We start from the raw sequence: 23,267 nt of genomic DNA, 5'->3' as shown, positions 1-23,267 counted from the left end.
AGAAGTTAAGCTTCTTCACGTCGAAAGTAGTTGGTGGGAAACTACCCGCGAGGATAGATAGTCGCTACGCAACCTAAGGGATCTACTTAGTAGGTTCCTTTTTTTGTACCCTGAAATAAGCTTCATGGAGACTATGAAGGGTTCAAATCCCTTACTCTCCGTAAATAGGCACTTCATCCTACCGGATGTTGTGTCTTTTTTGTACTATGATTGATAATCAATCCCTGAAAAGTCTATAATAACTAATTATTAATTGATTCAAAGAAACGAGAAGGTAAGACTATGGTAAAAATTAGACCAGCCACAGAAAATGATGCTGACGCATTATTGAAAATTTATACACCTTATATTACTAATACCACGATAACTTTTGAAAAAGATATTCCGACTTTAGATGATTTCCGTCAACGAATTCATGATATTTCGCAAAATTTTCCTTATATTGTCGCCGTAGATGATGATGACCAGATTCTAGGGTATGCTTATGCACATCTATATGGTCCTCGGGCAGCATTTGCTTGGACAGTTGAAGCTAGTATTTACTTGGATCACAACTTTGAAGGCCATGGTTTAGGAACAATGCTATATAAAAAGTTGGAGAACATCTTAACTAAGCAAGGGGTCGTTAATCTGATGGCTTGTGTGACAGAAGAGAACCTTAACAGTATTAAATTTCATGAAAAATTAGGTTATAAAGTAGTTGGAGTCTTTCCAAAAACAGGATTTAAATTTAATCGTTGGCTAGATATCACTTGGCTGCAAAAGACGTTGAATGATAAATCGGAAAATATGAAACCTATTACGCCTTGGAAAGAATTGGACTAAATGTTTGCTCTAAAGCTAACTTTAGGTAGTATTATAAATTTATAATATGGAAGGAGTTTTTCGATGACAAAGTTAACAGATACATTTGAAATTTATAATGGTGTTAAAATTCCTAAGGTAGCTTTTGGGACTTGGCAAATTCCTGCAAGTGATGCTAGACAAGCTGTGCGTGACGCAATTGAGACAGGATATCGTCATATTGATACAGCTTTGGTTTATCAAAATGAAAAGGAAGTTGGTCAAGGTATCAAGGATTCAGGTGTCAAACGTGAGAATCTATTCGTTACTTCAAAGTTGCCAGCTCAGACGAAGAATTATGACGATGCTCTAAAAGACTTTGAGACGACTATGAAGAATTTGGACTTAGATTATTTGGATCTATATTTAGTGCACGCTCCATGGCCTTGGAGTGAAATTGGTGCCAATTATGATAAGGAAAACCAAGATGTTTGGCGGGCGATGGAAGAAATTTACAATTCCGGTCGTGTGAAGGCGATTGGAGTTTCAAACTTTAATGTTCACGATTTGGAAAATGTTTTAAAGACTTCCACCATCAAACCAATGGTTGATCAAATTCAATACTATATCGGTTTTACGGAACCTAAGATCACAACTTTTGCTAAGGAACATGATATTTTAGTTGAAGCGTACTCACCACTAGCTACAGGTGGCTTGATCCACAATCAAGATGTTTTGAAGATTGCTGAAAAGTACGGTGTTAGTGTCGCTCAATTGGCAATTCAATTTGTTGTTCAAAACGGTGTTTTACCATTACCAAAGGCCGTCCATAAGGCTCATATTGAAGACAATGCCAAATTGGACTTTGAAATTAGTGACGAGGATATGTCGGTACTGAATAAGATGCCGGATACCGCACCATCACATTCACACAATTCTACTCAAGGATAAATAAAGGCAGCTATTCTCTTACATTCGTATAAGAAATAGCTGTTTTTTTTAGGTTCTAAATAGACAAGAAAACCTTCATCATGATAGTATAAAAAAATACTAATAATAATTATAAGTTTTTAGATGATGAGGTGGACTTATGCGTATTAAAGATGACAAATTACTCTCTTCAAAGACCGAGCCTAAGATCAGTATTATTTTGCCAGTTAAACCGGAAACTCCACAAATCGAAGAAAATATTTTGAATTATAAAAACTTATTGAAAGATGTTTTGAAGGATTTAGAATTAAACTATTCGAGACGTTTTTGGGATATGGCAGCCAAGAATCTGAATTGTTTGCTGTTGGATCGCCAATTATTCAGTACGGCTAAGAATTCACTTTTAATTTTTGCTAACAATGAGCAGATGGAAGTTTGTGAGTTGCAACATAAGGTTATGCCTAAAGCACATGTGGGCACGACGTTTTTAGTACAGGATTTGCTGTTGCCGGAGGAAAATTTAACCAAACCGGATTATTTAGTGAACATTAGTCGTGATAGAATCAATGTTTTTGATATTGATAGTCTCAAAGAGGTTGAATTAGAGGGAATTCACGCTCGATTTGCGGATTACTATCCAGATTTTGATGCTGAGTCGAACGTGAATGTGGGTTCTTATGGGGGTAAGAATCCTAACTTCCACGGGCACCGTGCTAAGGCTGAGGAACAGCAAAAGGATCAGACGATTTACTATCAATATTTGGATAGGGCGTTGAATTCGCTACATGCTAAGAAGGGTTATAGTTTTATTTTGACCGGCTTACCAGAAGTGTTGGATGTTTACTTAAATATGGGCAATCGAAAATATGTGGATGGAGTGATTCACGCTTCAATTCTGAATCTTAATCACCAGGAGTTATTGGAAAAAGTTAGCGAGTACAAAAACTTTGAAAGTTTGGCTTTAACTGAAAAAATTAAGCATGATCTACATCGAGCCGACAATCAAGAAAGACTGTTGCATGACTTAGATATGATCAATTTTGCTTTGGAAAATCGTGATGTAAGAGAGTTAGTTTCTTGTAATGACGGGCTGTCTTATTCGGTTGAACACAATAAAATGATGGTTGAGTCACTACTCAAGAGGATTAATTGTCGAGTACTCTATTCAGAAGAAGCGGTCGTTCCGCAGATGAGAGCAATTGTATACTAAAAAATAAAACAGCACCTATTTTCAAAGACATAAGACACGAAATTATGTATTTTAGAAAATAGCTGCTGTTTTTTTTAAAAAAAGGTTATTTTGATGGTTTGTTTTCTCTTAGAATTCTAGCGGGGTTTCCAACAACGATTACATTGTCAGGGAAAGAATGGGTAACGACTGACCCTGCTCCGACGATAACGTTATTACCTAGTGTGACGCCTGGCAAAATGCTGGCACTGCCGCCGACCCAAACGTCGTTTCCAATCGTAATAGGGGCAGTTCTTTCAGCCTCTGTTCGGCGAACTGATGGGTCCATTGGATGTTTTGGTGTGTAGAGACCTACTTTAGGACCGAATTTGACATTATTTCCGATGGTGATTTGACCCTCGTCACAAAGTGTTACGTCGTGATTAGCATAAAAGTGATCACCAATCGTAATATTTTCGCCGTAACTGAAATAGAAGGTTGGCTCTACGAAAAATCTGTTTCCAACTTTTTTCAACAAGTGTTGAATTTTTTCATTACGCTCATCATTGTCAGTGATTAAGTTGTAAGTCATTAACTTAGTTCTAATATCATCACGCAACTTAGCTAAAAGGTTAGATTCTAGGTAAAGTTCTCCGTTTATCATCTGCTGATACGCAGGGTCTTGATCAATTTCCATTTTCTTTCATATCTCCTCATAAATATAAGTGTACATTAAGCATAACATAATTACTGAAAATTCAAGAATGTAAGCGATTTTAAATCATAGTTATTTGAAACTTTACAAACGGCAGAACTTCCAGTTTTGACAAAAAGATTTAGAATGGAGGTGGAATAAAAAAATCGGAGGTAAGCAATATGGCAAATGTTTTAATAATTGGTGCAACTAGTGTAGTTGGTCAAAGAGTAACAGAGCGTCTTTTACAGAATACTGATGATTATTTAACTTTGATGGCTCGTAATACTAATATGTTATCGATCGATAGTAATAGAGGTCGTTTAGTTCACGGTGATGTCTTAGATGATAAGCCATTGAATCAAGCACTTGATGGCAATGAGGTCGTCTTGGTCACAGCGGATAGTAATTTAGGTTTGTCGGTTCAAAGAATTATTGATGCGATGAAGAAGAGACAGATGAATCGCTTGATCTTCGTCACATCAATGGGTCTTTACAATGAGATTCCAGTTACTGACGGGGCTTCTGGGAACTTGACCCAGGATGCTTTGTTGCAACCTTATCAGACGGCAGTCAATATGATTGAAAATTCCAATTTCAATTATACGATCATTCGTCCAGCTGAATTCGATCAGGGTCAAGACATCAATTATGATTTGGTCAATGGAGCTTTAACTAGTGATACAGTTTCGATTGACAGTGTAGCGGATTGCGTTGCAAAATTGGTGATCGATAAGCACCTTGATTCTAAGAAAAATTTGGCAATTTGTCGTAAGTAATTTGGTGTGGCAGAAATGTCACATTTTTTCTTGCCATAAAGTCAGCTTGAGGTATTAAGATAACTTTGAGGTGATCAAATGTCAAAATTAATTATTTACTTTTCTCTGTCTAATAACACTAAGAAAGCAGCTTTAGCGGTTCAAAAAATTACTGGTGCTGACATCGTCAGAATTGAGCCTAAGACGCCTTATCCAGCTGAGTATAGTAATTATTCGAAGATTGGAATGAACGAGCTAGAAGAGGGTATTTTACCCGAAATATCGACAAATATTACTAATTTTGATCAGTACGAGACGATTTTTCTAGGTTATCCAACTTGGAGTGGTCAATTGCCGATGATTTTCCATTCACTGGCTAAGAAATATGATTTTGCTGGTAAGAAGATTATTCCGTTTACGACCACTGGGGGATCAACTGCTAGTGAGTCACTGCCTTGGGTTAGAAAGGTTTTTGCGACAAGTGAAGTAAGCGACAACTTCCGATATCGTGATAGCAATGAGCAGCTACAAGAGTTTCTCAGAAAAAATGATAATTAGACAATAAAAGACCACCAAGGAATTTTCCTTGATGGTCTTTTTGTCGGGATTCTTCAATTGACTAACTGATTATGTGTGTAATGTGGGAGAATAGCTAATCAACTGAGTTGCATTGACTACTTCAATTTAGAAGAAGTCAATGTTAGATCACTGTAAAGTTCGTTATTGGCAGGACTGAAGTCGAAGCCTTTAACACGATTATTAACTGGTTGCCATACGTAGTTGAATTCTTCTGGTACGACAGCAGCTTGATCGTTCATATATGCTTGCCATTCTTTGAATGTCTTAGTACGTGTCTCATCGTTCCAAGCAGATGAATCGTTCATCTTGTTGATCAATTCAGTATTCTTCTTAGTTACGAAGTGACCCATGTTGAATGGAGCTGTTTCACCGTAAAGTTGTGATTGTGAAGGTTCTGATGATAGTGACCATGCAGCATCCCAAAGGTCAATCTTGTTTTGAGATGGTTTTTGCAATGTATCATAGAAACTATTCATTTCCATTGGTTTGCCACCGTATAATTTAACGTTCAAACCAACTTTGTGCCATTGTTGTAGGTAATCTTGGTATGTAGCTTCAAGAATTGAACTACCACTCATACCACCGAAGTAGATAACAAGTTTCTTACCCTTTGGATCTGAACGCCACTTGCTACCGTTACGTTTCTTGTATCCAGCTTCATCAAGTAACTTATTAGCTTTCTTGATGTTTAGTGGGTAACCTTTAGCAGACTTGTCATAGTACTTTTGGAATACAGGTGGGATCAATGTATTACCACGCCATGCAACACCATTACCAAACTTCTTAGCAATTTGGTCAATATTTAGAGCATACATCATAGCTTGACGTAATTTCTTATTAGCCATCTTCTTATTAGGATCGGCAACGTTCTTACCAGTCTTAGTATCGTAATGACCTAAGTTAAAGGCAAAGTAACTGTATGATAGAGCAGGTTGACCAACTTTTGTATAACCTTTAAGGTTCTTCAATTTCTTGTATGTTGTACCACCAACTTCACCAGAAGCTGAAGGAACTACGGAGTCATACTTCTTAGATTGAAGAGCTTTAACAATGTTATTTGATGAAACAACATTGATAGTAATATGTCCGATTTGGGCTTTCTTACCGTAGTAGAACTTGTTTGGAACCCAACTAGTAGATTCACCAGTAACAATCTTATCTAGCTTGTAAGGACCAGTAAAGATAGGGTTCTTACGGATTTGTTCTGAAGATGCAAGTTTTGAAATTGGAACGTCTTTGATGTATTCGTAAGGTTCAACAGTTCCCCAAATGAATGAGTTACCAGAGAACTTCATACTTGGTGACATATGATCGAAATGGATAACAACTTTCTTACCCTTTTCGCCATCTGGCATTTCGATACCAGAAATTGTGTCAGAAGTACCGGCATGGTATTCAGCCATACCTTTGATGTTTTCAAAGTCAGATGAGTATTGACTTGATGTAGATTCCTTGTTACCAAGAACTTCATAGGCGTATTCAACGTCTTTTGCAGTTACAGGGTCCCCATTTGACCATTTAGCGTTGCTACGAATTGTGATAGTAGCAGTCTTTGCTTTACGATCAAGTTTTTGATTAGCAAGACCACCATCGATGATCTTGTAGTTCTTGTCAACGTTGAACAAGTTATTACTACCACCAGGTGAGAATACGTGGGAGTCAGCAGCGTTAGATGCAAGAATTGGATCAGAGATACCTTGGAATGGTGAGTTAGCAACTTCAGCTAACTTCAAAGTACCGTTTTTAGTAGCATTCTTATCTGTCTTAGCAGAATTCTTGAATGATGTCTTTAATTTGATTTGTGCAGTGGAACCAGATGAAGAATTATCACTACTACTATTATTGCTGGAACAACCAGCAAGTGTGACAGCTGCAAGGAATGTTACAGCGGCCGAAAGAACAACTTTATTCTTAGTTTTAACCATTATGTTTCCCCCTTAAATGAGTAACCCTATATTTTTTCCGATTGGTTAAGTCGGTGATTGTGATGACAAAAAGACTAGACTATGCTTAATATTTGGTAGGCACCATCCCCTTAAAGTTAGAGAGCGGAGGACAACGGGTAATCTCCGAGGATTTACGGAATACTGGAGCTTGGCCACGAAGTGGACGAGATTCAATATTTTGTAAACCGGAAGAGATTGTTGTCCGCAGCTCGTTTTCGTTAGAGAGCTGAAGAGGTTATCCCTGTGCAGCTCATTTCAATAAAACAATTTCAAACTATTAATCAGCAGCACCTTGACGTTGTGTAGCATCAGCTGAACGACGTAGAACTTGTCCGATATAACTGATTGATAAACAAAGAGTAATAATCAAAGCAGCTGCAGGTAACCATGTCCACCAGTATTCGGTGATGTTGTTAGGATCATTGGCGTTAGCAATCAAAGTACCAAGTGAAGGTGTTTGGATTGGAAGACCAAATCCCAAGTAGGAAAGACCTGTTTCAACACCAATGTTTTCAGCAAATGATAAAGTTGTATCAACGATGATCAATGATGAAATATTTGGCATGATTTCCTTGAAAATAATCTTTAAACTACTAGTACCAGACGTCTTAGATGCAGCGACGTAATCTTTTTCTGATTCAGAAAGGGTACGTGAACGAATCAAACGTGAAGTACCTTCCCAGTAGAAGATAGAGAAGATCAATGTCAATGAGATAGCGTTGTAGTTTTTGATGATAGTAACTAAAACGATGATCATCATAGTCATTGGTAGCATCATCATGAAGTCATACACACGTTGCATACCCCAATCGATGTAGCCACTGTAATAACCGGAAATTAATCCCCAGCAGATACCAAAAGTTGAAGAAATAATTGTCAAACCAATGGCGATACCGATAGAGTTACGTGAACCAACGATGATTTGTTGAGCAATTGATCTACCAGCTGCATCGGCACCAAGTATGTAACCGTTGGTTCCGGGACTGATATTGTAGTTCATCAAGTTAGTCTGCATCATTTTTGGAGTATCGATAAAAAGTGATGCAATCATGACGAAGGCGATAAAGCCAACGACGATAATTAAAGCGATTAAAGCAGGCTTGTCAGCCCGAAATTCGTTCCAAATGATTTTAGCTGATGAAGGAGTAGCTTCTTCATTGGCTTCTTTGTTCAAACGGTCTAAGTCGGCCGCTGAAATATTTGAATGTTTGTTAAAATTCTCTTCCATAATTGACGGCCCCCTTATTCAATTCTGATTCTAGGATCAACGATACTTAGGATGATATCTGAAAGTAAGGTACCTAGAAGGTTCAAAATTCCGTAAATTAAAACTAAAGCAGTAATAACAGTGTAATCACGGTAGTTGATAGAGTTAATAAATAGTAATCCCATACCTGGATAAGAGAAGACCGTTTCAGTAAAGATAGAACCATTTAATAAACCGGTGATTGAATAGCCGGCAAAAGCGGCGATTGGTAATAATGAATTTCTAAAAATATGATGTTTGTAAATTTCTTTTTCGGGAACACCCTTTGAACGAGCAGTTCTAACGTAATCAGAACGTTTGGCGTCAATAACTTCAGAACGAAGATATTGAACAACGTTGACAGTTCCAAACAATGCACCCAAGACACTAGGTAAAATGATGTGGTACAAGTGAGAACCGTAAGTTGGAAGTCCAGAAGCGGCAGTTGCGGAAACTGAACCTGTAGTTGGGAACCAACCTAAAACGTAACCGAAAATCCAGATACCGATAACTAAAACAACGAAGAAAGGAATACTGTAAGTGATGTATGTGTAGAATCTGATGATTGTATCAGGTAATTTTCCTTCGTGTTTTGCGGCGAACATACCCATTGGTAAAGCGAAACAATAAGTTAGGAATGTTGTAAGTAAAGCTAACCAAACTGTATTGATGGCACGGCTACCAATAAGTCGTGTGACTGGTTCTTGGTATTGGTAACTGTTACCAAGATTTCCTTGGAACAAGTGAACGACCCAATTCCAATATTGTTGATACCAAGGATCATACAAACCGTTCATTTCCATCAAATGATGGAGTTGTGCGGGATCGGCTTTTGGGTTAATGGAACCGGTGAATGGATCACCAGGCATTGCTTTAGCAAGTAAGAAAACTAAAAGACTTAAAATAATAACTTCAGGAATCATGATTAGAACACGACGAAGAACTGTTTTCCACATTATGCTTTCACCTCTCCTTCCTGTTTAATGATTTCGTTAGCGACATCTTGAGGTAGAGCAACTGAATGAGTTGGACTTACTGGTACTAAAGGAAAAGCTTTGCCATCTTTGTCATAGTACTTATCCTGTTGTTCACGATAGATTTCTTCAACGGCTAGACGATCTTTACGATGTTGAAGACGATCGTTAACGTTTGTTTCAGGAATAGCGGCTAGTAAACGTTTTGTATAAATGTGGATAGGATGATTATAAATATCATCACGAGTTCCAATTTCAACTAAACGGCCACGGTTCATAATGGCGATGTTGTTACACATATGTCTGACAACACCTAAATCATGAGAGATGAACAAGTAAGAGATTCCGAATTCACGTTGGATTTTCTTCATAAAGTTCAAAACTTGAGCTTGAACGGAAAGGTCCAAGGCAGATACTGGTTCGTCAGCGATGATCAACTTAGGATTGGTTGCAACAGCACGTGCTACACCGATACGTTGTCTTTGACCACCGGAGAATTGATGAGGATATTTGTAAAGTGCATCGGCATCCAAACCAACAATGTCTAGTAGTTGTAAAACTCTAAGTTTTTCTTCATCTTTAGATAAGTGTTCGAAGTTTCTTAATGGTTCAGCGATGATATCTTCGATTCTCTTTCTAGGGTTTAAACTGGAAAGTGAATCTTGGAAAATCATTTGAACATCGTGGTTATAATCGAGTTCTTTGCGATTTCTCTTTTGTGTGATGTCCTTACCTTGATACATGATGGAACCACTTGTAACTTTTTCTAGGCCAACGACTGATTTGCCAGTTGTTGATTTACCTGATCCAGATTCACCAACTAATCCGTATGTTTCACCAGCTTCAATGTTGAAACTGATTCCGTCAACGGCTTTCACGGAGTCGGTAACGCGATTCCAGAAACCTGAGCGAATAGGATAGTGAACTTTTAAATTTTTGATTTCAACTAAACTCATACTTTCACGCTCCCCGTTTGATCTGGAAATGTGAAGCTCTTGTAGCAAGTACAACGAACTTCATGTCCTGGTTCGACTTCGTGCATTGAAGGATTGGCTTCGTGTGCTGAAGCATCAATCCAAGGAATTCTTGGTGCGAAGCGATCGCCGGTTGTAGGCATCTTTTGTAGTGAAGGAACATTTCCTTGAATGACGTATAAGTCATCATTTTCGTTATCACGTTGTGGCATTGATCTTAACAATGAACGAGTGTAGGGATGCTTTGGCTTGTTGAAGATTTGATCAGCAGTTCCTTCTTCAACGATTTGACCAGCATACATAACTGCTACTCGGTCGGCTGTTTCAGCCACAACTCCTAAATCATGGGTGATCAAGATGATTCCAGCATGATTTTCTTGTTGAATCTTTCTTAGAACATCTAGGATTTGAGCTTGAATTGTAACATCAAGCGCTGTTGTTGGTTCATCAGCGATGATCAAGTCAGGCTTGCAAGCGATGGCGATAGCGATGATAACACGTTGTCTCATACCACCTGATAGTTGGTGAGGGAACTGACGAGCAGTTCTCTCAGGATTAACAATTCCAACTTCGTCGAGTAATTCCAAAACTCGTTTATGTTTTTGCTCAGCGGTGAAATTAGTATGGTAAGTCATTACTTCACTAATTTGATCTTCAATCCGTTTCAACGGATTCAAAGCAGATAGTGGATCTTGGAAAATCATGCCAATCTTGGCTCCACGGAACTTGTTGTAACCAGCTTCATCAAGTTTGAGTAAGTCGGTACCTTCAAACTCGATTTCACCGGAGATTTTTGTCTCTGATGGATCATGCAATCCCATAATAGTTGTGGCTAAAGTACTCTTACCACATCCAGACTCACCAACAATGGCAAGAATCTCGTCGTGATGAACTTTGAGATTAATATGAGAAATTGCATCGTAGTATTTGCCGTTAATCTTAAAAGCGGTATTAACGTCTTTTATATTTAGAAAATCTGATGTAGTTTCCAAATGATCCCCTCCTGATTCTAATAATTCTCTTATTTAAACCCTAAGACGCATCGGCGGTTATGTACCAGTGCTGCAAAGAACTTTTTAATAATTGAGTTCGATTATAGTTAATTAGTTTCTAATTTACAACCCCTATTATTAAAAAAATATTAAAAATCTTCACAAAATATTCATAAACGCTTTATTAATGGAGTTTTATATTTATGACAAGACTATACAATCAAATTAGAAAGATTAAAAAAAAGTTAACTTATAAATGACGAAACGTATATTTTAGGGTCCTAAGTCTAATGATTGGTATAAAAGTAATTGCATAAATAACATGGTATAGACAGAAAACTAATTTATTATCGTTATAACGACAAGGGGTTGAATTGAGTTTTTTAGAAAACAAAAAAGAGTTTCTCAAAAATTAATTTTTGAAACTCTTTTTAAAAATATTTATATAAATTTCATGAAAATTCAATTTTTAGAAATGGTTGAAAGATGTTTCTGGACGTGCCAAACTATGTAAACACAAGTCCGATTAAGAAAAATAATTGAAAGTGGTATTAAGATGGATAGTAGAAGAAGTGTGAGAAAAATGCGGAATCGTAAAAATAAGAAACGTCTAATTTTAAGTGTTTCATTAACAGTCGTGGCTTTAATTGTGTTAGGAATCATTTTCTTTTTCCCATTGAATAACTTCTTGCGAAGTGCGACTGGAAACGATACGCCGAGTGATAAGGTCGTTAAATCGGAATTGGTCAAAAAAGTTAAGTCGAAAAAGACGGGAGATCCTAAAAATGATGAGAAAATCGATCGTGCTGCTTCAATTTTAGATAAAAAGAAAATGTCGGAAATTATTTCTGCGGCCAAGAGTGAAAATAAGACGGCTAATTTAATTTCTGATTCTTCATCTTTGAGCAAAACACAATCACAAAAAGCCGCACAAGTGATCTTTTCTAATTCAGAGTACGATGGATTGAGAAACGCCATCAGTGATGGAAATTGGTATCAAGCTTATCAACAGTATCAAAAATTATCCGATGATGGCGCCTTAAATCAATTACAAAAGGCAATAGGACAATAAAAAAGGAGTAAACCATGTGGTTTACTCCTTTTTCAATGATGTTGCACTGCATTATTAATATGTTTATTATCTAATATGCTTAGTCTTTTTCTAAGAATGTAGTTGAATCTTTGTCGTCGGCATCCTTATCGTAGAAAAATGCTTCGATAGGAATATTGTATTTATTATGAATAAGTAGAATTTCTTTTTGAGTGAAACCTAGATCATCATTTTTGCGACGAATAGTAGAAGTAGACTTATCAAGTAATTTAGCAATATCGTTTTGCTTGATATTTTTTAATGTAAAATATGCTTTCAAATATTGATTGTTATACATAATAAATTCCTTTTTTTAAGCTATTTCCTTAATTAAGGACAACAATATCGTAAACTAGAACCAATTTTTTTTCAATATCTTTTTTGAAAAATTCATATTTTAGTTTAAAATATCATATATGAAAGGAATAGGTTGTATTTGACATATGATAACGATAGGAAAGTATTTAAGAACAAAGAGATTATTAAAAAAACTGACTTTACAACAAGTAGTCGATCAAACGCGCTCTGTCTACAATTGTTCCACTTCAACATCCGTTTTGAGTGCGATTGAAACAGATAAAAATAAAATTATTGATGGAGAATTACTCTTTGTATTATCAGATCTTTATGGAATTAAACTAGAAGAATTGCAAAGATTAATTATCAGAAATTTACAAACTGAGCATGAATAATTAAAAAACTCCATTAATGTTATTTGTCTTAGACTAACTTCTTATATAAAAAAATAAATATTGAATAATAATGTTATAAATATCAACCTAGTGATGCCTGCTTGTGGATAATTTTGTCCATAAGCAGGCATTTTTTTCTTGTATATTGCCATCCTCTGCTTTATTTCTAACTCAATAAGGACATTAATATAATAGTAGTAAAAAGTGAATTATTTCACATCAATGAAAATTTGTTTAATAATGGAAGAGAGGACATTTTGGAAAGTGGAATTACTGGCATTGAGGAAATATCTTTGATGAACGGATGATGAAAAATGAAATTTTGTATTGAGACGGACCCTAAGAATAGCTGGTATCTTGGTACGAGAAAATTTGATCCACTAAAAATTGATAAAAGTGAAACTATCATGTATCAAGGTAATGGCTATCTTGGTATTAGAGCTTGTGCCGAAGAAAAAAATCTCCAGGAAAAAAGGGACATGTTCGTAGCTGGAACTTTTGATTCTTTCGACGATGAAGTGACGGAATTACCGAATTTACCAGATATTTTAAATATAAAATTTGAAATCGATCAGAAAATTTTTTCTTTGAGCAACGGAGTGATTAAAAATTATCACAAGTATTTAAATTTAAAGAACGGTGAATTAATTCGACAATTTGATTGGATAATTGATCAAAAGCGGATTCACTTTAAGTTTTCCCGGTTTGTTTCGATGAGCGATGTCCACTTGTTTGTTTCTAAAGTTGAAGTTGAATCTGACAGTGATGTTGAAGTTAAGATCACCTCGGGAATTGATGGACAGGTCTCTAATAGTGGGACACAACATCTCGTTGAAGGCGACAGACGACTCTATGATGGCAAGATTATTCAATTGCGTGAACGGACCCAACGTTCCAATATCGAACTAATTTTTAACGTTTTACATAAGATTTACGTCGATGAGGTGTTATTGAATTCTAAACCGCACATTCAGATGGATCGTCAAAAAATTGCTGGTGATTATCAAATTAAATTGTTGCGAGGACAAAAGTTACTCTTCGTCAAGTATGCCAATGTTTACACCGGTATCGACAGCGATGTAGAAGAAGACGATATTTGCGACACCTCAATCGGTGACATCAAACAACACAGTTTGGGAACATATGCGGAATTACTGAATAAATCAGCCAGAGCTTGGGACCTCAACGTTTGGCAAAGGAGTCTGGTAAAAATTGCCGCGGCAGATATCACGCCTCAAGTTGCGATAAATTTTGCTAGATACCAATTAGCAGCCAATACTCCACCAGATTCACGGATGAATATTGCCTCTAAAGGATTAACTGGTGAAGGTTACAAGGGACATACTTTTTGGGATACGGAAATTTTTATGTTGCCATACTTCATTTTTACGATGCCAGAAATTGCTCGAAATCTTTTGCGGTACCGATATTTAGGTTTAGGTGGTGCTAGAAAAAAAGCCAAATCTAATGGTTATCCCGGTGCCCAATTTCCTTGGGAAGCAGCTTGGCCGACTGATGGTGAAACTACGCCACCATGGGGTTCAGCTGATATTGTTACCGGTGAGCCGATGAAAGTTCTGTCAGGCTTTTTGGAGCAACATATCACCAGTGACGTCGTTATAGCGGTGATGGAATACTTATATGCCAGTGAAGATCAGCGTTTTGCTAAAGAAATGGGTTATGAAATAATTTTGGATGCGGCTAAATTCTGGGCCAGTCGTCTGGAGTGGAACCTGAGTCAGAAACGTTTTGAAATCGACAACGTGATTGGCCCCGACGAATATAAAGAACACGCTAATAACAATGCCTTTACTAATTACACGGCACATTGGTGCATTCAAAAAGCTATCGAAATCGTCAAATTGTTGCGAAACTCCGATCCAGAAATGTACGATGAATTGAATTTCAAATTGGATTTAGACGAAGTGTATCAAGATTGGCTAGCGAAAGTCGATTTAATTTATTTGCCACGACCTAACGAAGAGGGCGTTATTCCGCAAGACGATACTTATTTGACCAAGAAAAAAATCAATATAACGCCATACCTGTCAGATGGTGGTCACGCCAAGATATTTAAGAAGTATAATTTGCAACAAGTTGATAATCTTCAAGTAACTAAACAGGCAGACGTTTTGTTACTGCTTAATCTCTTCGAAGGACATTTCACTCAAGCTGTTGAGCAAGCTAATTGGGATTATTATGAACCTAAAACTACTCACGATTCATCGCTATCACTGTCGACCCACGCAATCTTAGCGAGTGATTTGCATCTTCAAACCAAAGCCTATCAATATTTTGAACAAGGCTGTGAAGTTGATTTAGGAACTAATATTGGCAAAACGACTCAAGGATTGCATATGGCTGCTGTCGGTGGAATTTGGAAGATGGTAGTTTTGGGATTTGGCGGCGTCAGAATTGTGGATGGCAAGTTAAGAATCGAGCCGAATTTACCGGATACTTGGGACAGTTTGCAATATCAGATCAATTGGCACAAGAGTTTAGTTAAAGTTTTTGTCGATCACGATACGTTCAAGGTCGAAGTCATGGGTAACGGAATCGAGTTTATCAACCATGGAAAAATTTATCGGATCGCCGCTAATTCTAAATTAGAGCTACCAATTGAGATTCAAGTTGAAGTTAATGATTAATTTAGAAACACAATTTTTGTTTAAATGACGAAAATTGTGTTTTTTGCTGTCTAATTGATTAAAGACCGTTATCATAATTGTATCTATAATAGAATGTATTAAGGTAGGAGGAAATTTTATGACAAAAGTAGTTTTGATTACCGGTATTTCTTCAGGAATGGGACGTGCAGCGGCGTTATATTTCAAACAACAAGGTTTTGAGGTTTACGGCGGTGCTCGTCGAGTAGGAAAATTAACTGATTTAAAGGAATTAGGGATTCACACTCAAACTTTAGATGTGACTGATCAAATTTCCGTTCGTAAATTAGTTGATCGAGCAATTGCTGAACAAGGTCAGATCGATGTTTTGATCAATAACGCTGGTTATGGAGAATTTGGACCAATTGAGGAAGTTCCGATTGAAAATGCCAAGAAACAATTTGATGTGAATGTCTTTGGGGCAGCTCAAATCACGAAATTTGTTTTGCCTAAGATGCGTCAACAAGGCTTTGGAAGAATCGTGAATATTTCTTCAGTTGGAGCTAATATTTATAGTCCTTTGGGTGGTTGGTATTACACGACTAAAGCCAGTTTGAACATGTGGAGTGACGTACTGGATTCTGAGGTTAAACCATTTGGCGTACGCTCAGTGATCGTTCAACCTGGTTTAACCAAGTCAGAATGGAGCAAGATTGCTTTTGACAATGCTGAAAAGAATCTAGTGAATGATTCACCTTATACGAATGTTTTAACTAAGACTGAAGAGTTGTTCGATAAAATTACTTTCAGTGAAGCAACCGCTGAAGATTTGGCAAAAGTATTCTTCAAAGCAGCGACAGATGTTAAGCCAAAGCGCCGCTATTACCATTCAATTATTGACCACGGAATGGTCTTTGTTGCACGGGCAATGCCAAATACATATCGTTTTGCTTTGAACAAATTGATGAAATAGAGGTGATAGAATGGCCTTTTTTGGATTTAAAGATATTGATAAGTTGTCGGAAGTCGATATGGCAATTTATCGTTTTATCGTCGATCACGATGAACAAGTTCCTTTTATGAGAGTGCGAGACATTGCTAAAGGAGCTCACGTTTCAAATTCATCAGTCATGCGTTTTATTCATAAGATTGGTTACAGTAGTTTTCCGGAGTTTAAAGTGTCTTTTAAAAATGAGAGTCAGGATCTGATGCGTTCAAAGTCTGATGTCTTGAAAATCATTACTCGGGATGCTTTCCCTAATGATATTGAGAAGACAATTAAATTGGTCGCTCATTTGATGTTAGACGCTGACAATATCATTTTCTTTGGAATGGGTGGTTCGGGTGCGATTGCAGAGTATGCGTCACGCCAAGCTTCGTCTTTAGGCTTCAACTCGTTTGCGGTTAAGGATCCATTTTATCCGTTGATTCAACAATTACGTAACACTTCTAATAATGTCATCATCACGTTATCAGTTTCGGGTAAGACAAATGAAATCATTGAAACACTGAATAACTTTGTTAACAGTGCTGATACGATCATGGCCAGTATCACTGGAAATGTTGAAAGTCCGATTGCGCGAATGGGACGTTACGCATTAACTTACAACATACCGGAAACAAGGATTCACAAATACTATGACCTAACTAGTCAAGTTCCTTGCGTCTATATTATCGATGGTTTATTGATGGAATTGCACAATCAAGATGTTGATCGACAAATGCCTTAATTTTTAGGAACACTGTGTTCCAACTATGGAAAAGTAATCAAGCAACAGGTACATAGATTCAGAACGTTTACAAAGTATTCAAATTTTGTAAGCGTTTTTTTATACTAGTAACTGTAATCAAATAAGGGGGATTCACATTATGATGAATAGTTTCAATGCGTTCATGGAAAAACACATCGTACCGTTCGCAACTAAGTTGAATGAACAACGTCATATTGCAGCGATTCGTGATGCTTTCATGTATACATTTCCAATCACAATGGCAGCTTCAATTGTCATTTTGATCAACAACCTTGTCTTTTCAAAACAAGGATTTATTGCACAGATTTTATTCTTACCGAAATTTTTCCCACACCTAGAAGAAGCTCAAAAACTTCTTACTTCAGTAACTAACGGGACAATGAATATTCTTTCAATTTTCATTGCATATTTAGTTGCTAGAAACTTGGCTAAGTATTTCAAGGCTGACGATATGTTAGTTGGTATGACTGGTATCGCAGTTTTCATGATCATGTACACACCATCAATCGTTAAAGACGGCGTAACTTACTTACCAACAACTTACCTTGGTGCTCAAGGTTTATTCGTTGCCATGATCTGTGGTGGTTTAGTTGGAGAATTCTTACCAAGACTTACTAAGATCAAGAAATTACAAATTAAGATGCCAGATATGGTTCCACCAGCCGTTGCTCGTTCTTTCAATGGTTTGATTCCAATCGTCTTTGTTATCATGGTTGCTTCAATTATTAACTACTTTATCGGTTTAGTTGCACCCGGTGGTATCAATGATGTTATTTACAAGTCGATTCAAACACCACTAACACATATCGGTGTAAATATTTACGGTGTTATTATCATCGCTATTGTTCAAAACCTACTTTGGTTAGTTGGTATTCACGGACCAAATACTTTGAATGCTTTAAGATCAATTATCTTTACTGAAGCAGATCTTTCTAATCAAACATTTATCAATGCTCATGGTACAGCCTGGGGTGTTCCTAACCGTGCCACATGGGGTGTTTTAAATGATGTTTTCGCTAATATGGGTGGTTCTGGTATGACACTAGGACTTATCATCGCTATTTTCTTAGTTTCAAAACGTAAAGACTATCGTGCTATTGCTAAACTTGCTTTTGTTCCAGGATTGTTCAATATCAACGAACCATTGATGTTTGGTTTGCCAATTGTTTTAAACCCAATCATGGCTATTCCATTCGTTCTAACACCAGTTGTTAATATTTTAGTTGGATATACAGTAACCGTTATCTTTAATTGGATACCGACGCCGGCGTTTGGACTGACGTGGACCACTCCAGGACCATTGATGCCATTCTTAGGTACAGGTGGTAACTTGCTTGGATTAGTAATTGGATTCGTATGTTTAGGTATTTCTGTTGCTATGTACTTCCCATTCGTTTTAGCTGCCAACAAGATGGCTGTTCCTGATGATGACGAATCAACAGATGATAAATCAAAAGAAATTGAAAAAGAAGCAAAAGATGACGATGTTACAGGTGCTGTAGAAGTATAACACCGTTATAACGAACATGTAACGCATTTGAGGAGGATTTTTGTATGAACTTAGAAGGAAAAGCATTTCCGGACGGATTTTTATGGGGTGGCGCAGTTGCTGCTCATCAATTGGAAGGTGGCTTTGACCAAGGTGGAAAAGGTCTCAGTACTGCCGATGTAATGACAATAGGAGCAAACGGTGTCGCTAGAAAAGTAACTGACGGAATTGATCCTAATGAATTCTATCCTAATCATAATGCGATTGATTTTTACCATCATTATCCAGAAGATATTAAATTGTTTGCGGAAATGGGTTTTAAATGTTTTAGAACCTCAATTGCCTGGAGTCGTATTTTCCCAAATGGAGACGACGACCAACCAAACGAAGCTGGTTTGCAATTTTATGACGATATGTTTGATGAGTTACATAAATACAACATTGAACCGGTCATCACTTTGTCCCACTTCGAGATGCCTTATCATCTAGTAAAGAAGTATGGCGGCTGGCGTAGTCGCAAGGTGATTGATTATTTTGTGAAGTTTGCGACAGTTGTCTTCAAACGTTATCAAAATAAGGTTAAATACTGGATGACGTTCAACGAAATCAATAATCAAACTGAATTTGAATCAACACACGCACTCTTTACTGATTCGGGAATCATTCCGAGAACCGATGAAGATAATGAAAAATTGATGTATCAAGCCGCTCACTACGAGTTGGTCGCTAGTGCTAAAGCTGTTGAAATTGGCCACAAAATTAATCCTGATTTCCAAATTGGTTGCATGATTGCCATGACACCAATTTATCCATTAACTTCTAAACCAGCTGACATCTTGTTTGCTCAACGAGCAATGCAGACACGTTTCTGGTTCGGGGATGTCCATGTTAACGGCGTTTATCCACAATGGTTGTTGAATCATTTCAAGGAGCGTAACTTTAACTTGGATATGACTGCTGAAGATTTGACTAATTTAAAGAAGGGGACAGTTGACTACATTGGTTTCAGTTATTACATGTCCTTTGCGGTTCAAGATACTGGAAAACTTGAATATAACGAAAGTCATGATCGAGTGGCAAATCCTTATGTTAAAGCTAGTGAATGGGGTTGGCAAGTTGATCCAACCGGCTTACGTTATGCCATGAACTGGTTCAATGACCGTTATCATTTGCCACTATTCATTGTCGAAAATGGATTAGGTGCAGTAGACAAATTGACTGATGACAAAAAGGTTCACGACGATTATCGAATCGATTACTTAACTGATCATATTCGTGAAATGAAAAAGGCCGTTCTAGAAGATGGCATCGATTTGATGGGTTACACACCTTGGGGTTGTATTGATTTAGTTGCTGCCAGCACTGGTCAAATGTCCAAACGTTACGGTATGATTTATGTAGATGAGAACGATGATGGGACTGGTTCACTGGATCGTTACAAGAAAGATTCATTCTATTGGTTCCAAAACGTTATCAAAACTAATGGCGCGGAGATCAAATAATGAAAAAATATGTTGGTTTAGATATAGGTGGAACCTCAGTTAAATATGGTCTAGTGGACGAAAATGGCGTAGTCACAAACAAAAATCACTTTGAAACAAATGTCGACGACAAAGACAAATTGTTAAATGATTTAGTGGCGGCAGTCAAAGAGATTCAAGATATTGAACCAGTTGAAGGCATCGGAGTTTCTATGCCCGGAGTCGTGCAAGCGGACGGTTTCTTGACTACTTCTGGAGCAGTTAAATACTTCACAGAAATCAATTTAGCCCAACTACTTGAAGAAAAAACTGATCTACCGACAAAAATTGAAAATGACGCTAACGCGGCTGCTATTGCTGAAAAATGGATTGGCTCAGCGCAAGGAATCCATGACTATATTGGATTAGTATTGGGCACTGGAGTTGGTGGCGCCTTGATCGTTAACGACCAAATCTATCGTGGAGCTCATGCTCGTTCAGGAGAATTTGGTTGGATGATTGTTGAAGACGATGATGTTGACGTGGAAATGGGGACTTTGAATTTCCGTGGGGCAACGGTTATTGGACTAATTAGGCGTTATAATCAATTTAGTGGAGATCAAGTTGACGATGCAAGAAAAATTTTCCAACGTGCAGATGACGGCGAAGTCTTAGCGCAAAACGTTTTGAAGAGTTATTATCGTAGTTTAGCTAAAGGAATCATCAATTTAGAAGTTGCCTTTGATCCAGCCGTTGTGATTATCGGTGGTGGAATTAGTAATAATACAGAATTTATGGACAATTTGAATAAGACTATTAAAGAAATCCAAGCTGTCCACAACAGTATTAATAATTTGCAGCTTCCTGAAGTTAAGGCGGCTAAACTCAAGAATGATGCAGGAATGATTGGTGCGGTTTATCAATTGATTCATGCTTAGAATTTGCTTTGTTGTAAGAAACATGTAACACCCAAAAAAATTATAAATAGAATAGCTTTCAGTAGAAATATGGTAATGTAAGCGTTATAAAGCGTGTACCTCTTGAAAGGTGGCGGTGCCTATGGTTTGGTCATTTCGCCATGATCTGCAAGTTTAGTAGATTATGAAGAGTGATTGCAAAATAGTGTCCCAAAATTATTTATATTTTTCATGAAATAATATTTAAATTTTTTTTCAATGTCAAACATTGAGGGGTGAAAATATGAAAACGTGGTTTAATGAAAAAATTATGCCGGGTATGATGAAATTCGTCAATACCAGGGGGATAACGGCCATTAAAAATGGTATGTTGGTTTCCTTGCCATTCATTATGATTGGTTCTGTTTTCTTATTGCTAGCATCGTTTCCTGTTCCAGAAGTTGCTAATTGGATGGACAAGACTGGTTTGACTCCATATTGGAATCAAGCTTACAACGCTTCATTCGGGGTTATGGCAATCTTTGCGGTCGTAGGTATTGCTTACAACTGGGCTAAAGATGCCGGATTTGAACCATTGCCAGCTGGGATGACGGCCTTGGTCAGTTTCTTTTTGATCATGCGTCCAACAACAGCGGTTATGAATGGTACTAAAACGGTTGTTTCAGCTAGTCAAGCACCAACTATGCTTGGTGGATTTATCGATCGTACTTGGCTCGGTGGTCAAGGGATGATTGCGGCTATCTTAGTTGGATTGATTACTGGATGGGTTTACTCGTGGTTCTTGAAGCATCACATCACGATCAAGTTGCCAGAGTCTGTTCCACCTGCAGTTGCTGAATCATTCGTGGCTTTGATTCCTGCTTTTGTCATTGTTTGTGGATTCCTACTTATTTACATCTTCTTTGACTTAGTAGCTCATCAAACAGTTACTCAATGGATCTATACAACGATTCAAACACCATTGCAAGGTATCACAGATTCTGCCGGTGGTGTGTTCTTAGTTGGTATCTTGGTTCCATTCTTGTGGTTCTTTGGTGTCCATGGTTCCACAATTATTGGTGGTATCATGAGTCCCTTACTACAAGCTAATGCATTGCAAAATGCTACGATTTTCAAAGCTCATGGAGTTGTAACTCAAGCCTTAGGTGGTCACATCTTTACTCAATCATTAATGGACCAATTCGGTACAGTTACTGGTGCCGGTATGACTTTTGGCTTGGCAGTTTACATCATGTTCTTTGCTAGATCAGCTCAATTGAAGGGAATTGGTAAATTAGCCTTTATCCCTGCAATATTCAATATCAATGAACCAATTTTGTTTGGTTTACCAGTTGTTTTGAACCCAATCATGGTCTTACCATTCATGTTCATGCCAACATTTTCAATGTTATCAACGTATTTCTTAATTAAAATTGGAATTTTGCCATATCTAAATGGTGTTCAAGTACCATGGACGACGCCACCAATTGTTTCCGGATTCTTAGTCGGTGGTTGGAAAGTCATGATTTGGCAAGCAATTATCATCGTAGCTTCGTTCTTCGTTTACTATCCATTCGTGCACAAACAAGATATGATCTTGTACAAGCAAGAAAAAGAAGAAGAAGCTGCTGAGGCTAAATAAAAATAAGACTCATAAGTCAGATTAATTCTGTGACTTATGAGTCTTTTTTTTGTTCGTCAAATCAAGTTGATGGCAGTTCGCATAAGCAGTTAGACCGTAATTGGTCTAGTTGCTTTTTTTGCCGAGATGAAGAGCGTGCTCTAAACCAAAAGATTTGAAGATCAATCCGCTTAATAAAGTTAGTCCAGTTTCGATAACCGTATGCGCCATTTTTTATTTTCTTTGTCCTTCCAATGATTCCTTCTAAAAATTCATTGGAGTAATCAAAGTGCAGAACGATTAGCCATTTGAACAATGTGAAACCAATCAACAACTATCCTTGCCTTAGTAATTTTGGAACGAGATTAATATAACCGGCGTTTAAATCTAAAGACATAGTTCCATGTATATTCATAAAAATGGAGTCATCAGTGAATACAATATTCTTGTCTTTAATTTCTAAAGCATTTCGTATAGAATTATCTGTTAGGGGCATCATTCAAATTCCTTTCATTGTGAAGCTGTAGAGGGTCGAACATCTAAAGGACATGAGTGGTGTCTTTTTTGATGTTCTTAAAGAGTATTGCTAATAAAAGGTATACAAAAATAGAGTTGATG

General features: G+C 37.3%; 21 protein-coding genes and 1 pseudogene. 14 read left to right on the top strand and 8 right to left on the bottom strand.

The annotated features are described in order from the left end of the window. The first annotated feature begins 282 nt into the window (after positions 1 to 282). The 3 genes from EGT49_RS04695 to EGT49_RS04685 all read left to right on the top strand — a co-directional run bounded on the left by EGT49_RS04695 (position 283) and on the right by EGT49_RS04685 (position 2,923). Positions 283 to 825, top strand: coding sequence for a GNAT family N-acetyltransferase (locus EGT49_RS04695; protein WP_135372002.1), 543 nt, complete (start codon positions 283 to 285; stop codon positions 823 to 825). A gap of 63 nt (positions 826 to 888) precedes the next feature. Continuing rightward, complete coding sequence (locus EGT49_RS04690) at positions 889 to 1,734, top strand: aldo/keto reductase (protein ID WP_135372000.1); 846 nt, start codon at positions 889 to 891, stop codon at positions 1,732 to 1,734. 139 nt (positions 1,735 to 1,873) lie between these two features. Beyond that, positions 1,874 to 2,923 carry a baeRF8 domain-containing protein gene (locus EGT49_RS04685; protein ID WP_135371998.1) on the top strand — a complete coding sequence of 350 codons (1,050 nt, stop codon included), beginning with the start codon at positions 1,874 to 1,876 and terminating at the stop codon, positions 2,921 to 2,923. An 85-nt stretch (positions 2,924 to 3,008) separates the two neighbouring features. Here EGT49_RS04685 and EGT49_RS04680 read toward each other — a convergent pair whose 3' ends face one another. Next, on the bottom strand, positions 3,009 to 3,578 hold the full coding sequence (locus EGT49_RS04680; protein WP_135371997.1) for a sugar O-acetyltransferase: 570 nt from the start codon (positions 3,576 to 3,578) through the stop codon (positions 3,009 to 3,011). Positions 3,579 to 3,757: 179 nt separating this feature from the next. Between EGT49_RS04680 and EGT49_RS04675 the strand changes: the two genes are divergently transcribed. Further along, positions 3,758 to 4,354: an NAD(P)H-binding protein gene (locus EGT49_RS04675; RefSeq protein ID WP_135371995.1), complete on the top strand. Its 597-nt coding sequence runs from the start codon at positions 3,758 to 3,760 to the stop codon at positions 4,352 to 4,354. A gap of 78 nt (positions 4,355 to 4,432) precedes the next feature. After that, complete coding sequence (locus tag EGT49_RS04670; protein ID WP_135371994.1) at positions 4,433 to 4,891, top strand: flavodoxin; 459 nt, start codon at positions 4,433 to 4,435, stop codon at positions 4,889 to 4,891. A gap of 116 nt (positions 4,892 to 5,007) precedes the next feature. Here the strand turns inward: EGT49_RS04670 and EGT49_RS04665 are convergent, their stop codons facing one another. The 5 genes from EGT49_RS04665 to EGT49_RS04645 form a co-directional block, all read right to left on the bottom strand. Continuing rightward, complete coding sequence (locus EGT49_RS04665; RefSeq protein ID WP_135371992.1) at positions 5,008 to 6,837, bottom strand: oligopeptide ABC transporter substrate-binding protein; 1,830 nt, start codon at positions 6,835 to 6,837, stop codon at positions 5,008 to 5,010. A 298-nt stretch (positions 6,838 to 7,135) separates the two neighbouring features. Then, on the bottom strand, positions 7,136 to 8,086 hold the full coding sequence (locus EGT49_RS04660) for an ABC transporter permease (RefSeq protein WP_135371991.1): 951 nt from the start codon (positions 8,084 to 8,086) through the stop codon (positions 7,136 to 7,138). Between the two features lie 14 nt (positions 8,087 to 8,100). Further along, a complete protein-coding gene (locus tag EGT49_RS04655; protein ID WP_135371989.1) occupies positions 8,101 to 9,060 on the bottom strand; it encodes an ABC transporter permease in 960 nt (319 codons plus the stop codon). Continuing rightward, the gene (locus EGT49_RS04650) at positions 9,060 to 10,034 is read right to left on the bottom strand and encodes an ATP-binding cassette domain-containing protein (protein ID WP_135371987.1); all 975 of its coding nucleotides are present in this window, start codon (positions 10,032 to 10,034) and stop codon (positions 9,060 to 9,062) included. The genes EGT49_RS04655 and EGT49_RS04650 overlap by 1 nt, the downstream gene beginning before the upstream one ends. Further along, entirely contained in the window at positions 10,031 to 11,044 is a 1,014-nt protein-coding gene (locus EGT49_RS04645) for an ABC transporter ATP-binding protein (RefSeq protein WP_135371985.1), read from the bottom strand. The genes EGT49_RS04650 and EGT49_RS04645 overlap by 4 nt, the downstream gene beginning before the upstream one ends. A gap of 556 nt (positions 11,045 to 11,600) precedes the next feature. On the opposite strand from EGT49_RS04645, the gene EGT49_RS04640 reads away from it, so the two are divergent. Further along, positions 11,601 to 12,116, top strand: a complete 516-nt coding sequence (locus EGT49_RS04640) for a hypothetical protein (RefSeq protein ID WP_135371983.1) — start codon at positions 11,601 to 11,603, stop codon at positions 12,114 to 12,116. Positions 12,117 to 12,195: 79 nt separating this feature from the next. On the opposite strand, the gene EGT49_RS04635 is transcribed toward EGT49_RS04640, so the two are convergent. Beyond that, positions 12,196 to 12,432: a helix-turn-helix domain-containing protein gene (locus EGT49_RS04635; RefSeq protein ID WP_135371982.1), complete on the bottom strand. Its 237-nt coding sequence runs from the start codon at positions 12,430 to 12,432 to the stop codon at positions 12,196 to 12,198. A gap of 145 nt (positions 12,433 to 12,577) precedes the next feature. On the opposite strand from EGT49_RS04635, the gene EGT49_RS04630 reads away from it, so the two are divergent. The 8 genes from EGT49_RS04630 to EGT49_RS04595 all read left to right on the top strand — a co-directional run bounded on the left by EGT49_RS04630 (position 12,578) and on the right by EGT49_RS04595 (position 22,670). Further along, positions 12,578 to 12,826 (top strand): helix-turn-helix domain-containing protein, encoded by a 249-nt coding sequence (locus EGT49_RS04630; protein ID WP_135371980.1) that lies wholly within the window; start codon positions 12,578 to 12,580, stop codon positions 12,824 to 12,826. A gap of 314 nt (positions 12,827 to 13,140) precedes the next feature. Further along, on the top strand, positions 13,141 to 15,474 hold the full coding sequence (locus EGT49_RS04625; RefSeq protein WP_135371979.1) for a glycoside hydrolase family 65 protein: 2,334 nt from the start codon (positions 13,141 to 13,143) through the stop codon (positions 15,472 to 15,474). Between the two features lie 118 nt (positions 15,475 to 15,592). Next, positions 15,593 to 16,405, top strand: coding sequence for an SDR family NAD(P)-dependent oxidoreductase (locus tag EGT49_RS04620; protein ID WP_135371977.1), 813 nt, complete (start codon positions 15,593 to 15,595; stop codon positions 16,403 to 16,405). Positions 16,406 to 16,415: 10 nt separating this feature from the next. Continuing rightward, positions 16,416 to 17,162 (top strand): MurR/RpiR family transcriptional regulator, encoded by a 747-nt coding sequence (locus tag EGT49_RS04615; RefSeq protein ID WP_135371975.1) that lies wholly within the window; start codon positions 16,416 to 16,418, stop codon positions 17,160 to 17,162. Positions 17,163 to 17,304: 142 nt separating this feature from the next. Continuing rightward, a complete protein-coding gene (locus tag EGT49_RS04610; RefSeq protein WP_135372012.1) occupies positions 17,305 to 18,693 on the top strand; it encodes a PTS sugar transporter subunit IIC in 1,389 nt (462 codons plus the stop codon). Positions 18,694 to 18,737: 44 nt separating this feature from the next. After that, positions 18,738 to 20,174 (top strand): 6-phospho-beta-glucosidase, encoded by a 1,437-nt coding sequence (locus EGT49_RS04605; protein ID WP_135371973.1) that lies wholly within the window; start codon positions 18,738 to 18,740, stop codon positions 20,172 to 20,174. Further along, positions 20,174 to 21,070, top strand: a complete 897-nt coding sequence (locus EGT49_RS04600) for an ROK family protein (RefSeq protein WP_135371971.1) — start codon at positions 20,174 to 20,176, stop codon at positions 21,068 to 21,070. Before EGT49_RS04605 ends, EGT49_RS04600 begins: the two co-directional genes overlap by 1 nt. 262 nt (positions 21,071 to 21,332) lie before the next feature. Next, the gene (locus EGT49_RS04595; RefSeq protein ID WP_135371969.1) at positions 21,333 to 22,670 is read left to right on the top strand and encodes a PTS sugar transporter subunit IIC; all 1,338 of its coding nucleotides are present in this window, start codon (positions 21,333 to 21,335) and stop codon (positions 22,668 to 22,670) included. Positions 22,671 to 22,731: 61 nt separating this feature from the next. Here the strand turns inward: EGT49_RS04595 and EGT49_RS12540 are convergent. Further along, positions 22,732 to 23,049 (bottom strand): annotated as a pseudogene (locus EGT49_RS12540) (transposase); the annotation flags it as partial. Between the last annotated feature and the right edge of the window lie 218 nt (positions 23,050 to 23,267).

The organism is Companilactobacillus suantsaicola (assembly GCF_004745525.1).
GTDB classification, from domain to species: Bacteria; Bacillota; Bacilli; order Lactobacillales; family Lactobacillaceae; genus Companilactobacillus; species Companilactobacillus suantsaicola.
This window is presented reverse-complemented; position numbering and strand designations above follow the sequence as displayed.

What these genes read in the sequence shown, in the direction of transcription:
- EGT49_RS04655 (WP_135371989.1), bottom strand. Translation starts at nt 9,060, where the DNA reads ATGTGGAAAACAGTTCTTCGTCGTGTTCTAATCATGATTCCTGAAGTT.
- EGT49_RS04665 (WP_135371992.1), bottom strand. Translation starts at nt 6,837, where the DNA reads ATGGTTAAAACTAAGAATAAAGTTGTTCTTTCGGCCGCTGTAACATTC.
- EGT49_RS04595 (WP_135371969.1), top strand. Translation starts at nt 21,333, where the DNA reads ATGAAAACGTGGTTTAATGAAAAAATTATGCCGGGTATGATGAAATTC.
- EGT49_RS04695 (WP_135372002.1), top strand. Translation starts at nt 283, where the DNA reads ATGGTAAAAATTAGACCAGCCACAGAAAATGATGCTGACGCATTATTG.
- EGT49_RS04680 (WP_135371997.1), bottom strand. Translation starts at nt 3,578, where the DNA reads ATGGAAATTGATCAAGACCCTGCGTATCAGCAGATGATAAACGGAGAA.
- EGT49_RS04615 (WP_135371975.1), top strand. Translation starts at nt 16,416, where the DNA reads ATGGCCTTTTTTGGATTTAAAGATATTGATAAGTTGTCGGAAGTCGAT.
- EGT49_RS04660 (WP_135371991.1), bottom strand. Translation starts at nt 8,086, where the DNA reads ATGGAAGAGAATTTTAACAAACATTCAAATATTTCAGCGGCCGACTTA.
- EGT49_RS04630 (WP_135371980.1), top strand. Translation starts at nt 12,578, where the DNA reads ATGATAACGATAGGAAAGTATTTAAGAACAAAGAGATTATTAAAAAAA.
- EGT49_RS04670 (WP_135371994.1), top strand. Translation starts at nt 4,433, where the DNA reads ATGTCAAAATTAATTATTTACTTTTCTCTGTCTAATAACACTAAGAAA.
- EGT49_RS04650 (WP_135371987.1), bottom strand. Translation starts at nt 10,034, where the DNA reads ATGAGTTTAGTTGAAATCAAAAATTTAAAAGTTCACTATCCTATTCGC.
- EGT49_RS04610 (WP_135372012.1), top strand. Translation starts at nt 17,305, where the DNA reads ATGAATAGTTTCAATGCGTTCATGGAAAAACACATCGTACCGTTCGCA.
- EGT49_RS04620 (WP_135371977.1), top strand. Translation starts at nt 15,593, where the DNA reads ATGACAAAAGTAGTTTTGATTACCGGTATTTCTTCAGGAATGGGACGT.
- EGT49_RS04635 (WP_135371982.1), bottom strand. Translation starts at nt 12,432, where the DNA reads ATGTATAACAATCAATATTTGAAAGCATATTTTACATTAAAAAATATC.
- EGT49_RS04640 (WP_135371983.1), top strand. Translation starts at nt 11,601, where the DNA reads ATGGATAGTAGAAGAAGTGTGAGAAAAATGCGGAATCGTAAAAATAAG.
- EGT49_RS04625 (WP_135371979.1), top strand. Translation starts at nt 13,141, where the DNA reads ATGAAATTTTGTATTGAGACGGACCCTAAGAATAGCTGGTATCTTGGT.
- EGT49_RS04685 (WP_135371998.1), top strand. Translation starts at nt 1,874, where the DNA reads ATGCGTATTAAAGATGACAAATTACTCTCTTCAAAGACCGAGCCTAAG.
- EGT49_RS04690 (WP_135372000.1), top strand. Translation starts at nt 889, where the DNA reads ATGACAAAGTTAACAGATACATTTGAAATTTATAATGGTGTTAAAATT.
- EGT49_RS04605 (WP_135371973.1), top strand. Translation starts at nt 18,738, where the DNA reads ATGAACTTAGAAGGAAAAGCATTTCCGGACGGATTTTTATGGGGTGGC.
- EGT49_RS04600 (WP_135371971.1), top strand. Translation starts at nt 20,174, where the DNA reads ATGAAAAAATATGTTGGTTTAGATATAGGTGGAACCTCAGTTAAATAT.
- EGT49_RS04675 (WP_135371995.1), top strand. Translation starts at nt 3,758, where the DNA reads ATGGCAAATGTTTTAATAATTGGTGCAACTAGTGTAGTTGGTCAAAGA.